We start from the raw sequence: 16,367 nt of genomic DNA on the forward strand, positions 1-16,367 counted from the left end.
TAATTTACCTTCCAAATGCTTCGCCCCTACTGACAACTAACCTTAATATTTTTCTTTGTAATCTAGCGGGTAAAACTATGGTTAAAGCCTTCACTAGTTTCTTTGGTAAATCCAGTAAAGGTATTGGTATTGAACTAGCGCCGGAACGGGTAAACGTAGTCCAACTACGTAAACACCGCCAAAACTTAAAAATCGAATCTTTGACAACAGTACCAGTACCAGAAGGTATATTTATTGATGGTCAAATTGCTGATTCTGTGGGAATGTCCGAAATTATTCAGCAAGCGATCGCTGAAAGCAAAACTAAAGCTACCCGTGTTGCTACTTGTATCCCAGGACGATACTCCATTGTTCGGTTGATTCCTGTCCCATCTGAATTAGATGACAAGGAGTTGCGGGACATGATACTCAACCATGAAGCAGCTTTATATTTACCCTATCCCAGAGAAGAAGCTGATGTTGATTATCAAAAACTTGGGTACTTTATGGACGAAGACGGCATTGAGAAGGTGCAGGTTTTGTTAGTTGCGACTCGTAAAGATATCACGCAAACCTATTTGAATACCTTTGAACAGGCAGGATTAACAGTTGATATCTTAGAAATTAACAGCTTTGCCCTGATTCGCACTGTTCGTGATCAACTGCGGCTATTTGGACCAGAAGAAGCAGCGGTCTTAGTTGATATTGAGTTTGATAGTACAGAAATAGCCATCATTATCAATGGTGTCCCAGAATTTTCTCGAACAGTACCGATTGGCACTTATCAACTCCAAACTGCATTGTCAAGGGCTATGAAGTTACCAGCATCACGGGATATGGATATGTTGGAGAGTATGACTATTCCCAATAGTGGGGTGACAGGTAGTAATCCAGGGATGGCTTCTATGTTGAGAGTTCTCGAAGAATTAGCTGATGAATTGCGTCGTTCCATTGATTTTTACCTCAATCAAAGTAAAAATCTGGAAGTCGCGCAGATTCTTTTAGCCGGTCCTGGAGGAGGATTACCACAAATTGATGAGTTTTTCACTCAAAGATTGAGTTTACCAACTACCCAAATAGATCCAATTACTTCTTTGTCTTTGGAGGTAGATGCTGAAAAATATCCTTTAATTAAACGTCCTGGGTTGGGTATTGTCCTGGGTTTAGGAATGCGAGGGTTGTAACAAAATGTATAGTCTAGATATTAACTTCCTTAAAGATCGGCCAGAATATCAAAGTAAAAGTGTTCAAAGACCATCTATTCAACTAGGGAATTTAATCCCAGTTTATATAGGAGTAGGAGTAGGTTTAGTATTCCCAGCTTTGGTATTTATTGGTTTATCAATCTTAGAAGGGAAAACCGCGGAAGTAACCCAAGAAATCGGAAAACTAGAGGAGGAAGGTAAGAGTTTAGAGAGCATAATAGTCAATCTTAATAAAATTAAGGCGGAAACAGCCGGCATTAATAGCCAAACGAAAGCTTTAGTAACGGTGTTTGATCAAATACGTCCTTGGTCAGCAATGTTACAGGATTTGCGCGATCGCATTCCTAGTAAAGTGCAAATCGAAACTATTAAGCAAATTGCCGCTCCTCTTCCTAGCAGAGAAGTTGTAGCTGCCACCCCCAGTAAAACCAATACTAATACCAATACCGCTGGATTCTTAGAAATTTCTGGTTTTGCTATTTCCTATGCCTTAGTCAACGATTTTGCCTTAAGTTTAGGACAATCTAAATTTTTAAATCCAGAAGAAACCAAAATTATCACAGCAGAATTAGTAGATGCACCACCCGTTACAGGTTTTCTTCCCCCAAAAGGTGGTAAATCTAATGAAAAAATTAAACCTATTCAAGTAGTTAAATACACCATTAAAACAGGCTTGAGTAGTGTGCCAGCATCTGATTTAATTCAAGAGTTAGAGAAAAAAGGCACAGTCGGACTAGTAGATAGACTTCGTAATATCAAAAAAGTAGGAGTCATTGCCCAATGACATTTAGTGATGATTTAAATTTTGCCAATCAAGATACAGATACTCAAGATTCTGGTCCTGTTGTTTTTGGTGTCACCTTAACACCAACTATTATTGGTGGTGTAGTCGCAGTTTTAGGTTTATTAGGTGCAGGTTATATGCTATTTAACATGGCAATGCCCGCTTGGGATAACTATCAAGAACTACAAACTAAACGTGAGCAACTACAAACAGAAGTTAATCAAAAGAAAATCCAAGCCCAACAAATCGGTAAAATAGAAGCAGATTTGGCTGAAGCTAAACAACAACAACAACAAGTTTTAGCTTTATTTGCAGATGAAAAAAGTTTAGATACCCTATTACTAGATACCAGTCGCTTGATAGATTCTAGCAATGGAAAAGCTTTTGGTAATGCCATTAGAGCCAAGATGAAAAGATTTGTTCCAGCTTCGGAAAAACCTGTTGTGGTAGATGATGGCAGTTTTGGGGTAGAAGTTAACAACAAACTTAAACGCAGTATTGTCAATGTAGAAATTGAGGGGAATTTTGAACAAACCCGATTAATTATGCGAAACATTGAACGATTACAACCTTTATTGTTAGTCAAAAACTATGACTCCAAATTGTCTCCACCAGAAATGTCAGACAATAAAGATAACCCTGTGCAAATTGGTATCGGTAAACTGACAACAACTTTTGCATTAGAGGCTTTAATGCCACTAACTTCTGAAGAAACGGCAGATTTAGCCGCTAAAACAGCAGCAGCTAAAGCACCGGAAAAATAATCAAATTTGAGGCAAGAGGTAAGGGGCAAGAGGCAAAATAAAATATTCTCCCTATTCCCTATTCCCTGTTATACGTTACGATTTAGACTTTTATTTTATGTGAGGAATGAACTGTGAAACAGCTTCATAATAGTGTTTTCGGATCAAGTGCGGCAGCTTTTGTACTCTTAGCAGCCCAACCAGTGTTAGCAAAGATCACACAAATTACTGATGTTAAACTCAGTCCCATTGCAGGGGGAATTAGTGTAATTTTAAAAACTGCGGCGGGAGATCGTCCCCAAGTATTTACCACTAAAAAGGACAAGTCCTTAGTTGCGGATGTAATTAATACCCAACTCCGTTTACCCAAGGGTAATAACTTCCTGCAAAAAAACCCCGCACCAGGAATTGCATCTATTGAAGTTAAACAATTAGACGCTAATAGCATTCGGGTAACAGTTACAGGTATTGATGATGCACCCAGCAATCAGCCCGTCATGGGAAAGGATAATAATATTACCCTGGGCTTTACCGCTACCACAAATTCAACAGCATCAACCGCCACTAAGCCTACAGAAAAGGTAGCAGTAACACCAGCTACTACCAAGCCTACGGAAAAGGTAGCAGTAACACCAGCTACCACATTTGAATATAAACCAGATAAACCAGGTAAACAGCCAGAGGTTCTAGTTCCTAACCCCCAAGTTACAATTGACGGGAAAATTACCCAAACCCCAAATCCTGGTCAAGCTTATAAGCAAAGTCCTGTTTTTTTACCTAAGGCTGTCGCCCCACCTGTAGGAGATATTACTCAATCTAATATTGATACATCTCCTGTGGTGATTGATTTAAGTACAAAAGAACGAGTTCGTCGGTTGGTGTTGCGTGATGCACCTGTAAGAGAGGTTTTATCTTTATTAGCTCGTGCTGCTGGGCTGAATTTGGCTTATATAGGTGGGGAAGCAGAAAAACCGCAAGATGCTGAAAATGTAACTAGAACATCTCAGAAGATTTCCTTAGATATAGAAAATGAACCCGTACAAGATGTTTTTAATTACGTCCTGCGTTTGAGTGGTTTGGAAGCTAACCGCAGTGGACGGACAATTTTTGTTGGGACTCAATTACCTAATTCTAGTCGTAATCTTGTGATGCGTAATCTCCGACTAAATCAGGTAACGGTGGATGTGGCGTTAAATTTCTTAGTAGCTTTGGGTGCGGAAAGTGCTGTCAGTCGAGAACGACTAGTTACTAGTGTTAATGCTGTACCTGTGGGTGGTGCTGCTAACACCGCAGTTACTCAAGCTCAAACGACGACAGAAACAAAAATTGAGACTCAACGGATTACATATACAGATTCAACACCTATACTCAGAGGGTTACAAGCTTCAGGAGACGAGCGGACAAATTCTGTTACATTAATTGGTAGTCCTAAGATGGTTGAGATGGCAGTATCTCAATTAACACAGCTTGATATCCGTCGTCGTCAAGTGGTGGTGAATGTCAAAATTATTGATGTCAACCTGACAGGTACTCAAGATTACAATACCAGTTTTTCTTTTGGGGTTGGTAACAACTTCTTTGTTAATGATGGTGGTGCAGCATCTTTAAATTTTGGTGGTTCTCGACCAGCTAATTCTAATGAAGTAAACAATACTGTGACTGAAACACCAGTTACAAATAATCCACTTCAGGCTGGAGATGTTGTGAACTCTGCTGCTGGTATTAATCGAGATCCCACAGTTGCAGGAAACAAAACGGGAGGTATACCAACTTTATACCAATTCCCTAGACGGCTTCTTACGAGTTTACAAGCTCAAGTTATCAGTGGTAACGCTAAGATTCTAACAGATCCTACCTTAATTGTTCAAGAAGGACAAAATGCAGTAGTTAACTTAACTACAGAGGTATATGCTGGATTAAAAATTTCATCACAAAGTACAGGAACTACATCATCAACCACATCATCCTCTGTCAGCGAACCTATCATCAAGAAAGCAGGTCTATCCCTGAATGTGAAGGTAGAAAGAATTGATGATAACGGTTTTGTATCTTTGTCCGTTGCCCCTACTGTATCTGCTCCGGGTGGTACAGCACCAGCCGGTGGTGATAATGGCACAATAACTCTTTTATCCGAAAGAAGCCTGGCATCCGGTGTATTGCGTTTGCGGGATAGTCAAACGCTTATTCTTTCCGGTATTATTCAAGACACAGATCGAACAAGTGTTTCTAAATTACCTATTTTGGGTGATATTCCCCTGCTGGGTGCGCTGTTTAGGAAAACAAACAAACAGAACGAACGTAGAGAGGTAATTATTTTACTGACACCGCAAATAATGGATGATTCCCAGAGTTCTGGCTATGGTTATAATTATACACCCAGTCCCACAGCGCGGGAAATGTTGGAACGTCGGGGGGTGAAGCTGCAACCGCGTTAGTTAGTTTTTGGTGATTGTTTGTCAAATACCCGATTTATAGGAGAAGTAAATAATGTAGAGACGTTACATGGAACGTCTCTACAACTAGAAAATATACTTTTGAGTTTAAGTCTAAAAAAGGAACTTTCAATTACTAATTAACTCCACACCATCTCGTCCATCACTATCCTGTAAATAAACTTTAACAATTTCCTCCTTCGCTGTGGGTAACTTTTTACCGACAAAATCTGGATGGATTGGTAACTCTCTATGACCTCTATCTACTAATATAGCTAAACGAATTACCTCTGGTCTACCATATTCATTCACGGCATTTAAAGCAGCCCGAATAGTTCTCCCTTTAAAAATGACATCATCTACAAGTACCACCGTTTTTCCGGTCAAATCAAAGGGAATATCCGTTTTTTCTGGAGTTCTTAACCCGATTTTATCAAGATCATCACGATAAAATGTAATATCCAAAGAGCCTACAGAAACATTAACATCTTCCAGAATTTCTATTTGACGGGCTAATGAATAAGCTAATGGGACTCCTCTAGTATGAATACCCAGAAGTAACAATTGAGATAAATCTCGCGTTCTTTCCACAATCTGAGAAGCCATACGAGTTAATGTCCGACGCAGTTCTTCTGATGAGAGAATTTCAACTACTTTGGTAGACATAAGATAGGTAATTGGTGATTGGTAATTGGTAATTGGTAATTGGTAATTTCTGGTTTTCTCGTTTTCTCGTTCCCATACTCTGTATGGGAATGAATGCTAGAAGGCTCTGCCTTTAATCACACTGGAGGCAGAGCCTCTTTGATAGCATTCCCAGTCAGAGACTGGGAACGAGATAACTAACGAATTAAAAATATTGCTATTCCTAACCACAATAAGAACGCATATCGGGTTAATTGTAAAGCTTGATCAATGGAATCTGGGGTAATGGGATAAATAGCATCTCCTAAAAGTGGTTTCTCTTTAGCTACTCCACGATACCAATTTATTCCTCCCATTTGCACACCTAAAACCGCAGCATAAGCGCATTCACTCCAACCAGAATTGGGACTGGGATCTTTAATTGCGTCGCGGCGACAAATTCGCCAAACATTTAAGGGTTTTAAGGATAGTAATGATAAAGTGATCACTGTTAACCGACAGGGCAACCAAGTAAAACCATCTTCCCACCGCGCACTAAACCAACCAAGATAAATATAAGGTAGTTCTTTATAACCGACCATGGAATCTAAAGTGCTACTAGCTTTATATGCTAAAGCCAAAGGGACAGCACCAATAACAGGGATAAATGCACCAACAATAGTATAAAAAAGAGGAGCCATTACGCCATCAGTGGCATTTTCTGTAACGGTTTCTAACACTGCTCTGAGAATTTCCGCTGGGGAAAGATTGGCTGTGTCTCTCCCGACGTAATTACTTAAAACCTGTCGCGCTGATTCTAATTCTCCATTTTTTAAAGGTTGGAGAACTTCCATAGCTGCATTTCGTAAACTTTTGAAAGCAAAACAACTAGCTAGAAGAATACTTTCTACAGCAATTCCTAACAATGGATGTACCCACTTGGCACTTTGAACTATTATCCAACCTACCAAGCCACTACCAGTAATTACAATCACACCTAAGAAAATTCCCGCAAGCCTCTGAGAAAGAGGATTTTGGCAATATTGCAGAGCTAATTTACTCAAGTGGGAAATTACCCATCCCATGACTCGCACTGGATGAGGCCAACCCCAAGGATCTCCGATTAAGTAATCTAACAATGCAGCCAAAACCAAAACAGTAGATGTCATTTTTTATTGATTGTTGATTATTTATTCTTTTTTCTTGCTTTTTCCTTTCTTCTGACTCGGTGACTAAACCACAAAATTGGCTTCTTCTCCTTGAGATGCTTGCCAACTGCGAGCATCATAATAAAGGTCTGCCAGGGTAATATTGTACAAGGCTTCTTTGAGCTTTTGGTTGAGTCTGTTCCAGAGACTGGATGTCACCCAATCTGCTGTTTGAGCGGGTGTGGGATTATTCAGAGGTAAGTTAGTGATATTTTCACCAACAGCCTCTAAAATTTGGCCAATAGATATTTGTGCCGGTTTTTTTGCTAATTTATATCCACCGACGCTACCACGAATTGAAGTTACTAAGCCGGCACGACGCATTTCTATGAGCAGCTTTTCTAGATAGGGAGCAGGAATATCTTGACGTTTGGCGATCGCTCTGACCGATTCAGGTCCATACTTGGGCTGTAAACTCAAATCTAGCAATGCTTTCACGCTGTAATGTCCTCTCGTAGTTAGTTTCATATAGCAGTTATGATTAATTTAATTTCCCCAATCCTTCTGCCTCTTCCCTCTTAATCTGCCTATCTTTAATAATTTAAAGAATCAAAACCGGATTCCTCTCTATAGTAGCTATCAGCATCATTGTAATTATATTTCATATAATTTTTTAAGAATATTGATAATAATGCAACAATTTTGTCTATGAGTGTAATATACTTGGCTAGGCTGATCCCAAAACTCAAGAATTCTGTTCTTATTAGTTCAATGTCAGCTAAAATAAAATCCACTTGACAACAAACAACATTCATTTTCGACCTAAGTTGATGCCTAAACAAAAAAAAATTGAACTCCTAGTCGGTGACGAACTGCTCAAAAAAGTTAAAGAGCTAGAAGCCATTAGCAAAGACGAAAAAGCTAAACAGTGTGGCTACTATACTGTTACCAAAAATGGTATAGAGCGCGTCAATATGATGAAATTCTTGAATGCCCTAATTGATGCTGAGGGTATTCAGTTGGATAGTTCACCCAGTGCGAATGGACGTGGTGGACGCAGTGCCAGCTATAGAATTGGTGTGCAGTCAAACGGCAACTTATTAATCGGTGCAGCTTACACAAAACAGATGAATCTTCAACCTGGTGATGAGTTTGTCATCACTTTAGGGAAAAAGCACATTCGACTCCGACAAGTAGATTCGGAATCTATAGAAGATGTGGAAGTAGAAGCTACAGCTTAATGAATATTCATTAGTCAGTTATGGGTTGTCAGTTGTCAGTGGTTTTGTTTTACCCCTGACTGCTGCATAACTAATAACTGACCAATTACCAAAATTTAGAGAACAGGGAATAGGGAACAGGGAACAGGCAATAAGAAGATATTTGCCACTGACAACCAACAACTAACAACTAACAACTAACAACTAACAACTGACCAATCACCAATCACCAATCACCAATCACCAATCACCAATCACCAATTCCCAATTTCCTCTATATATTCAGTGGTTGTAATCACTGGTAGATATTGATGTAGTACCTTAGTGATTGCCGTTAAATTACAAGTTAATTCAATTTGTTCTCTTTCTAATAAACCCAGAATAAAATCAGGATTGTCTTTAGCTACTACTGGTAATTGATGTAACCCACGTAATGCCATGCGGTCTAAGGCTTCAGATAAAGGTTCATCTTCCCAAGCATAGAGAATATCCGTAGTACAAATATCTATAAGTTTTTGACTAGATAAATATTCCTGAATTTCAGTAGATGAATTAGGAAGATTTTGCCATAGAGCCAGAGTCCGTTTAATATCTTCTAAGGACAGAATTCCCACCAACTTGCCAGCATCATCATCAATTATCAACGCACTGCGAATTCGTTCCCGTGTCATTGCTACCGCAGCTTCTAATACTCCCAGGGTGGCTGATAATTTTTTGGGGTAAGCGTGCATAGCATCTGCGACTAACATTTGCTGCCAAAGTTCTACTTTTTCATCTTTCAATTCTGGCAAACCAATCTGTTGCAGATTAGCATTAGCATCTAAAGTTGGTTTAATTCGTTCTACTAACCAAACACTTAAACCCACCGCTGCCATTAAAGGTAAAACAATCCGATAATCGCGGGTTAATTCAAATAACATTAAAATTGCTGTCAATGGCGCTCTGACACTACCTGCCAAAACCGCTGCCATACCTACCATTGCATAAGCTGGAGGAGCAGCCATATAGTCTCCAATTCCTGGTGCTACCAAAGCCAAAAATTTAGCATAAGCAGACCCAAAGGACGCACCTAAAAACATCGCTGGTGCAAATAATCCACCGACAAAACCACTCCCTGAACTTACCGCTGTCATCAGCAATTTTAACACCAGTAATATCAGTAATAGGTTCAGCGAAAAATCCTCATCCTGGAGCATAGCTTCTACGGTTTCATAGCCAATCCCTAAAATTTGCGGGTAGCGCCAACCGACTATACCAATGATTACACCACCGAGAATAGGCTGAATTGATTGAGGAATTTTACCTAGTAATTTCAACTTTGGTAAATTACCAGCAAAGGCGGATTTGGCTAACCGAATTGATTCAGTATAGGTGAGAGAAATTAAACTTGCACCTAAACCTAAACCCAGATAAAGAGGTAATTCTAGGTAACTGCGAACTTGATAAGCAGGTAAAGCAAAAGCCGGTTGTGAACCTAAACCAATTTGAGCAATTAAGGCGGCGACAACGGCGGCAAGTAACACCACACTTACCGCAGAAGTAGCAAAATATGTAGTTCCCATGACTACTTCTAAGGCAAAAAATACGCCAGCAATGGGGGCATTAAAACCAGCAGCTAAACCAGCCGCCGCCCCAGCACCTAAGAGCAACCGCTGACGTTCTTGAGAAACTTGTAATATATCAGACAATAAAACTCCGAAATTAGTCCCAATTTCTACACTTGGACCTTCGGGACCCAAGGATGCACCACTGCCGATAGAAACAGCCGCAGCGATCATTTTTGTGACCGGTCGGAGGGGTTTCTTGGCTTCTTTGCCTTGAGCAACAGCTATGAGAGAAGAAAGTCCTGGACCAAAATCCTGAGTGCGCCAACGCATGAGGCCAACAATGATACCACCCAAAGTGGGAACAGCAGCTAAAGTCCAAGCACCCCAGATCCCAATTTGTCCCATGAGATTTTCCAGCATGAAGTTGTTAATTAGCTGGATTAAATAGTGAAAGGTGACTATCCCCATAGCTGTACTACCGCCAATTAGCACGGCCAAAAAAAGCACTACTGTTTCTGAGGAGGGCTGAAAACGATTAATTAACTGAGTGAAGCGCATGGAAGGTGGGGAAAAAGTATCGGATTCCCTGACCTTCGTCTGCGAAGTCGGAGGCAAGAGAGTCATTGATAACCGGGGTAAATGTCAGAAAAAACGATTTTTTATCTGTTATTTCTTATTGTGGTTTATTATGGGAAAAACTGCCTGCTCAATAATTAATTAGCAAAAATCACAAAATATTTAGAAAAAAATAATTCCGTCCTGCGGTACTAGCAACTTGAGTTAGTATATAAGGGAGTATGTCCTTAGGTCAATTTCATTCTTAAAGTCTACATAGTAGGGAGCAGGGAATAGGCAACAGAGTTGAAAGTCTTTTGGTGTTTCAGTTTTAGGTAAATTTTGGATCTCATGCAATTGCATATCGCTATCATAGTATTTTGCCAATAACTATCAGTGACTATGGCATAACCGCTGGATTTTCAGTAAAATTCAATACAGATATTGTTATAAATAGAATCAAGGGAATAGGCGGACGAGGTAGATGAGTACAAATACTTTTCATGATCATTATGTTACTTGCCCAATTTGCCAAAGAAATAACAGAACCACGCCAATAAAATCCTATATTGGTTTGTTTTCCTGTCCTTATTGCCAAGAAAAGTTAGTTGTTTGTCAAAGCGGACATTATGTCCGTGACCCATTTATTTGGAAACAAATGATGATCTCTTCAGCTTTACGTCGTCAAAGCCGACCTTTGGCGCGGATAATCAGAGATTTTATCTTCATTAAGCGTCCTTTTTTGTCTTTGGTTGTGGGAAGTGCGATTTTTTTCGGGATTGTGACTATGACTCAAGATAATATGAGTCATGATGGCCAAGAAATTCCCCAAATTGAAAGAATGAACAAGGGTGAAAAATAGATTTCTTGTGGAACCTTAAAAAATACTTTCGCCAAATTGAAAAAAGCCTGAATTCCCAGGTTGGGTTGTATTACAGGAAAGACAACATCAGCGTTGGATTTTGCTTCGCTCAACCCAACCTCCGAAACAATAAAAATGGCGAAGGTATTGTTAAAATGAGTTATTTTCTTTGGTAATTAATTGCCAATCTTCTACTTGATCTATGACTTTGATAGAGTTGAATTGGAGGTTTTCTAAGGTAGATATATTGAGGAGAAAATAAGGTTGGCTATCATACTGCCAGTAATATTGTAACTCACCAATAGAAGCAGGAATAATAGTGCGATCGCTATAAAAATCCAAAGAAGCACGATGGTAGGGAAAAGATGTATAGATTTCCTTAATTGCTGGATTTATTTTAGTGATCATTGCTGCTACTGGTTTCACAGGATAAGCTGTATTTAATTCCCAAACCCAGTAATGAGATTTCATTAATAACAATAGAGAAATATAACTTCCCCAAATTAAAATTTTCAGAAATTGTCTATCACCTCGCTCGGCTAAAATTGCCGCTAAAGTCATGGTTAAAGCCACTGCTGCAAAAATTATCTGTAATTCTACTTTGTCTAAAGTTCTCCAACTAAAATAAATACTGCCCGCAGAAGCCACCACAGCCAATATTGCTAAACTCGTTACCCAAGCGCGGGGATAGCCAGAAACTACAGGCACATTTTCTATTTCTGCTAATTGAAACCCCAAAGCTAAAGCTAAACTTGGATAAATAGGAAATATATACCAGGGAAGTTTAAAGCTAATGAGGGAAATAATTAATAGATAAACACCACACCAAACAATAATCAATTTTGCCCAACTTAAATTATTATTCTCCCAGGTAATGCGGATAGTTTGGGGGAGAAATATCAACCAAGGCCATGTCCACTTGGCGATTTCTAAAAGATAATACCAAGGTGCTTGGAAACTGCCATTAGTAATAGTTTGGATATGGGTTAAAGATGTATTCACATCAATATTGAAGGGATAGCCATAGTGCCATACTTGAAATCCGTACCAACAGCATACAGGTAGACAACCGATGAAAATACCTGTCCAGAAATAATAACTTGCGAGTAGTCTAGGTGTATCCCAGTAAAGAAAGACTAAAACAACTGCACCTAAATAAACACCCATCACGCCTTGGGTTAGACAAATTAACCCGAAACTAATGCCTACACCTAAGCAGTAACGCAAATCCCGGCGCGATCGCAAGACAAACCACATCATCAAAATCAAAAAACTGGCAACTGCCCCATCTAACACTGCTAACCTGCCATAACGCACCACTGGCAGCATTGTTAGATAAATTAAGGAACTATAAATAGCTGCCCAACGGTGCCGAAATATCTCTCTCCCCATGCAATACAACAAAGGTACAGAAGTTGCCATCAAAATTGCACTAGGTAGGCGAGTTGTCCATTCATTAACACCACCCAGAGCATAAGCCCCAGCAATTAACCAGTGCATCAGCGGTGGTGTGTGGTGATATGGTTCACCGCCCAAAGTGGGGTAAAGCCAGCGCATTGAATCTGCTGGAGCTTGCCAAATTTCCCGCGCTACCCTGGCTACAGTTGCCTCATCCCCATCTTGTAAGGGCAAACCGCCAAGATTGATGCTAAACAAGATCACCGCTGCCAATAACAAGAGGATTAGCCATAGCCAATCAATCTTTCTTTCAACCACACGGTGCTGTTTTTCTAGATGAGTCCAAATAAAGCTTCCTTCTTGCATATTCTATGCGAATCTTATAATTGTTAGGTTTAATCACATGGAGATCAAAGCGAATCTCCTATGTTGCCATCCGGGAACAATCTATTTTTAAAGGCAATGGCTAGATCCCAAATTAGCTCAGTTTCTCAGGAACAGAGATAATTTTTTGGCGAAGATTTTCTGATTAATTTTTTTCAGGAAGTTTACAGGCATCCTGCCGATTAAATGATATAAATACTACCATTAGCATTTGCTCAATTACCCTGAAGGAGAATGTCAATGAACCTACCTTTTATTTTAGATGTGGCACTGGGTTTAATTTTTATTTACTTAATTTTAAGTTTACTGGCTTCAGAAATTCAAGAACTATTGACAACTGTACTGCAATGGCGGGCTGAACACTTGAGAAGATCAATTGAAATTCTTTTAGCTGGTGATGCTCAAAACTCAGAAAAACCGGAAGTAATTCAACTAGTTAATAAAATTTATGGCAATCCTTTAATTCAAAGTATTAATCAAGAGGCTAAAGGTTTATTAGCAACTTTACCTCGGAAAGCTACCTGGGCAATTGGCTCATTCTTTAGTCTATTCAGAAAGTCTAGTTCTAGATTTAGAAAAGAAACTGTTTTTGGTGATCAAAAACGCAGTGCGCCTTCCTATATTGGTGGTGAAAATTTCGCTAATACTTTTATGGATACATTGCAACTACCAATTTTGGTCAGAAAATTGACTGAAGTCAGACTAGATCAATTCAAAAATGAACGTTTAGATGATATCAGACAAATTTTAATTCAGTTGCAGGTTTACATTAATAATCAAGAGTTATCTAGTGAATTTGCTACTGATATTGCCACAGATTATAAACAGTTAGAATTAGAGTATAACCGCATTACTAATGAGTTTAATAAAGATAAATATGATATCTACATGGCGATAAATAGGATGAGAGATAGCCTAGATAGATATATAGATAGTTTCCAAGCAAACATAGGCAATCATGAAGATATTTTAGATAAACCCTTGCGGGAACTAAAATTTGTCAGACAAGATATTTTTGAAAATGCAGAAAAAGCCATAGTGCTAGGAGGATTAAAACCTAATATCAATGAAATTGTCAAATCTATTAAAAAAGGTAGTGATATTCATGGTGAAGTTATAGCAGCTATCCAAGATAAAGATAGTGAAACCTATAAAAAAGTTCAAGAACTAATTGATATTCTGCCAGATTCTGTTGTTGATAGTATTGAAACTATGGCAAAACGCGCCCAAATGAGAGCTAAAAGCACGGAAGAAGGGATTATTCTTTTACGGAAAGAAATTGAAAATAGTTTTGATAGTTCTATGGAAAGAGCCGGTGGTGTTTACAAACGTAATGCTAAGGGAGTAGCAATTATCATTGGCATAACTTTAGCTATTACAGCCAATGCCGATACTTTTCATATCATTAATCGCTTATCTAAGGATTCTTTATTACGAGAAATAATTATTAATAAGGCTGTACAAGTAGTACCACAAGGATCTAATCCTTCAGATATGAGTAAAGTAGATCCTAACGAGATTTTAAAGGAAGTTGAATTACCAATTGGTTGGACTAACGCTAACGTACGACAGCAAATCAACGTAACAAAATATAGAATTCATGGGTTGCCTGTTTTCAGTGTTTTGAGTATGATTGCTGGTTGGCTTGTGAGTGGTATTGCTATTGCTATGGGTGCGCCTTTTTGGTTTGATTTACTGGGTAAAGTCATGAATGTGCGGAATGCAGGTAAAAAAGGCAAACAAGCTCCAAAAAATCAAGATGAATAATTCAGATCCCCGACTTCTTAGAGAAGTCGGGGATCTGGTGTTATCGTTTCGTTTTCCCAAATCTTCATAAATTTTATCTACTTCCCAACCCCAGTCATTTTGGTTGGGAACAGTATCCAGTAATAAATTAGTATAAATATAAACAATTATTTTCATAAAGAGAAATGGGGAAGAATTGGATCTTTTCCTCAATTATTAATTGCAAAAGCTTGATTAATCTCCTAATTATGAAATACTGATGACATTTTTTCAGGTGTTTTATAGACTGTGAGTCTGCAAACTGATATTGAAAAATATAAGAACAAAAGATAGCTCTGTAATTTATGATAATATGAATTCCCTTCCGGTTGACACAGTTGAAGCACTGGATATTCAAACTCCCAATCTTGACTCTTTACTAACTAAACAGTTTCCTCAGCAATTTACTAAAAAAGATATTCGTACCAGTTTACAAGCTTCTACCATAGATGCTGTTTTTGCATCTATTTTTGGTCTGAGTACCGGGGGAATTTTAGTCAGTAATTTGTTAGTCGAGTTGGATGCTACTCCGGTGATCTTTGGAATGTTATCCTCAATTCCCATGCTGGTAAATTTTATTCAACCTGTGGGGGCTTACATTTCTGAACAAACTACCAGTAGATTTCAATATTCTCTATTAACTTTTGGAACTTCTCGGTTATTGTGGTTAATTCTAGTTATTGGCATTTTTGCTAACAATTCCAGTTTACTAGATTCTCAACAATTGGTAGTATTAACACTGTCAATTGTTCTTTTTAGTCATCTTCTCGGAGGATTAGGAAGTGCATCTTGGCTAAGTTGGTTAGCAATTATTGTTCCCCGCAGGTTACGAGGGAGATATTTTGGTATTCGGAATAGTGCTTGTAATCTGACGAATTTAATATGTGTACCTTTAGCGGGATTAGTAATATCAAATTGGCATGGTGGAACTATCGAAGGTTATGGATTAGTTCTATCTTTAGGAACTATTTGTGGGATTATTAGTTTGTGTTGTCAATATTTTCAAGCAGACGTAAATCCGCAATTACAAAATCAGCATAGTTTGAATTTTTGTGAAAATCCTCCTCAAGATATTTGCAAAGAAGAAATTAATTGGACTACTATTATTGGGCAGAACTCTAAATTTTTACTATTTCTGCTTTATTTCAGTATCTGGATGTTGGCTGTGCATTTGAGCGCACCTTTTTTCAACTTCTATTTATTAGATACTTTAGATTTAGATGTGACTTTAGTAACTATTTATAGCAGTCTTCAGACCGGGGCAAATCTGTTAGTGTTGATTATATGGGGGAAATTAGCCGATAGAATCGGTAATCGTCCTATTCTTATCTGTGTGGGTATTTTAGTCGCAATTACGCCATTATTATGGTTAGGAATTGGTCATCATCAACTTGATTTTTGGTTATGGTTGCCGCTTTTACATATTTTTACTGGCATCACTTGGGCAGGAGTTGATTTATGTAGCACTAATATGTATTTAGGAATTGCCCCCGTGAGAAATAAATCTATCTATTTTGCCATTGTTGCGGCTGTCGGGGGCGTGAGTGGAGCTTTAGGGACAACTATCGGCGGTTTTATTGCCCAAAATCAGGAATTTGGCGGTTTATTAGGCTTATTTGCGCTATCTAGCCTATGCAGACTACTAGGGCTAATTCCGCTAATTTTTGTCCAAGAACCGGGTAAGTAGAAGGAGTCAGTTGT

Annotated in this window: 14 protein-coding genes; 8 read left to right on the forward strand and 6 right to left on the reverse strand. The window is 38.7% G+C overall.

Annotation, left to right across the window (positions count from 1 at the left end; all coding sequences use genetic code 11):
• Positions 1-77 precede the first annotated feature (77 nt).
• The 4 genes from pilM to FJR08_RS11065 all read left to right on the forward strand — a co-directional run bounded on the left by pilM (position 78) and on the right by FJR08_RS11065 (position 5,146).
• On the forward strand, positions 78-1,163 hold the full coding sequence (gene pilM / locus FJR08_RS11050; RefSeq protein ID WP_168633185.1) for a type IV pilus assembly protein PilM: 1,086 nt from the start codon (positions 78-80) through the stop codon (positions 1,161-1,163).
• A 4-nt stretch (positions 1,164-1,167) separates the two neighbouring features.
• Positions 1,168-1,968 carry a PilN domain-containing protein gene (locus FJR08_RS11055; RefSeq protein WP_168633186.1) on the forward strand — a complete coding sequence of 267 codons (801 nt, stop codon included), beginning with the start codon at positions 1,168-1,170 and terminating at the stop codon, positions 1,966-1,968.
• On the forward strand, positions 1,965-2,732 hold the full coding sequence (locus FJR08_RS11060; protein ID WP_168633187.1) for a pilus assembly protein PilO: 768 nt from the start codon (positions 1,965-1,967) through the stop codon (positions 2,730-2,732). The genes FJR08_RS11055 and FJR08_RS11060 overlap by 4 nt, the downstream gene beginning before the upstream one ends.
• A gap of 113 nt (positions 2,733-2,845) precedes the next feature.
• A complete protein-coding gene (locus FJR08_RS11065) occupies positions 2,846-5,146 on the forward strand; it encodes an AMIN domain-containing protein (protein WP_168633188.1) in 2,301 nt (766 codons plus the stop codon).
• 126 nt (positions 5,147-5,272) lie between these two features.
• On the opposite strand, the gene pyrR is transcribed toward FJR08_RS11065, so the two are convergent.
• The 4 genes from pyrR to FJR08_RS23225 form a co-directional block, all read right to left on the reverse strand.
• Positions 5,273-5,809, reverse strand: coding sequence for a bifunctional pyr operon transcriptional regulator/uracil phosphoribosyltransferase PyrR (gene pyrR / locus FJR08_RS11070; RefSeq protein WP_148761674.1), 537 nt, complete (start codon positions 5,807-5,809; stop codon positions 5,273-5,275).
• 176 nt (positions 5,810-5,985) lie between these two features.
• Positions 5,986-6,936 carry an adenosylcobinamide-phosphate synthase CbiB gene (cbiB, locus tag FJR08_RS11075; protein WP_168633189.1) on the reverse strand — a complete coding sequence of 317 codons (951 nt, stop codon included), beginning with the start codon at positions 6,934-6,936 and terminating at the stop codon, positions 5,986-5,988.
• Positions 6,937-6,999: 63 nt separating this feature from the next.
• Positions 7,000-7,443 (reverse strand): RrF2 family transcriptional regulator, encoded by a 444-nt coding sequence (locus FJR08_RS11080; protein WP_015079517.1) that lies wholly within the window; start codon positions 7,441-7,443, stop codon positions 7,000-7,002.
• Positions 7,444-7,508: 65 nt separating this feature from the next.
• Complete coding sequence (locus FJR08_RS23225; RefSeq protein ID WP_015079518.1) at positions 7,509-7,730, reverse strand: hypothetical protein; 222 nt, start codon at positions 7,728-7,730, stop codon at positions 7,509-7,511.
• 15 nt (positions 7,731-7,745) lie between these two features.
• On the opposite strand from FJR08_RS23225, the gene FJR08_RS11085 reads away from it, so the two are divergent.
• A complete protein-coding gene (locus FJR08_RS11085) occupies positions 7,746-8,156 on the forward strand; it encodes an AbrB family transcriptional regulator (RefSeq protein WP_015079519.1) in 411 nt (136 codons plus the stop codon).
• A 233-nt stretch (positions 8,157-8,389) separates the two neighbouring features.
• Here FJR08_RS11085 and FJR08_RS11090 read toward each other — a convergent pair whose 3' ends face one another.
• Positions 8,390-10,306 (reverse strand): chloride channel protein, encoded by a 1,917-nt coding sequence (locus tag FJR08_RS11090; RefSeq protein ID WP_168633190.1) that lies wholly within the window; start codon positions 10,304-10,306, stop codon positions 8,390-8,392.
• Between the two features lie 415 nt (positions 10,307-10,721).
• On the opposite strand from FJR08_RS11090, the gene FJR08_RS11095 reads away from it, so the two are divergent.
• Positions 10,722-11,099, forward strand: coding sequence for a hypothetical protein (locus FJR08_RS11095; protein ID WP_015079522.1), 378 nt, complete (start codon positions 10,722-10,724; stop codon positions 11,097-11,099).
• Between the two features lie 150 nt (positions 11,100-11,249).
• Here the strand turns inward: FJR08_RS11095 and FJR08_RS11100 are convergent, their stop codons facing one another.
• Positions 11,250-12,863: a glycosyltransferase family 39 protein gene (locus FJR08_RS11100; protein ID WP_168633191.1), complete on the reverse strand. Its 1,614-nt coding sequence runs from the start codon at positions 12,861-12,863 to the stop codon at positions 11,250-11,252.
• A gap of 258 nt (positions 12,864-13,121) precedes the next feature.
• Between FJR08_RS11100 and FJR08_RS11105 the strand changes: the two genes are divergently transcribed.
• Both FJR08_RS11105 and FJR08_RS11110 read left to right on the forward strand, forming a co-directional pair.
• On the forward strand, positions 13,122-14,648 hold the full coding sequence (locus FJR08_RS11105; protein WP_168633192.1) for a hypothetical protein: 1,527 nt from the start codon (positions 13,122-13,124) through the stop codon (positions 14,646-14,648).
• Positions 14,649-14,979: 331 nt separating this feature from the next.
• Complete coding sequence (locus FJR08_RS11110) at positions 14,980-16,353, forward strand: MFS transporter (protein WP_148761686.1); 1,374 nt, start codon at positions 14,980-14,982, stop codon at positions 16,351-16,353.
• Positions 16,354-16,367: the final 14 nt, after the last annotated feature.

It is taken from the genome of Dolichospermum sp. UHCC 0260 (genome assembly GCF_009711985.1).
Taxonomy (GTDB): Bacteria; Cyanobacteriota; Cyanobacteriia; order Cyanobacteriales; family Nostocaceae; genus Dolichospermum; species Dolichospermum lemmermannii.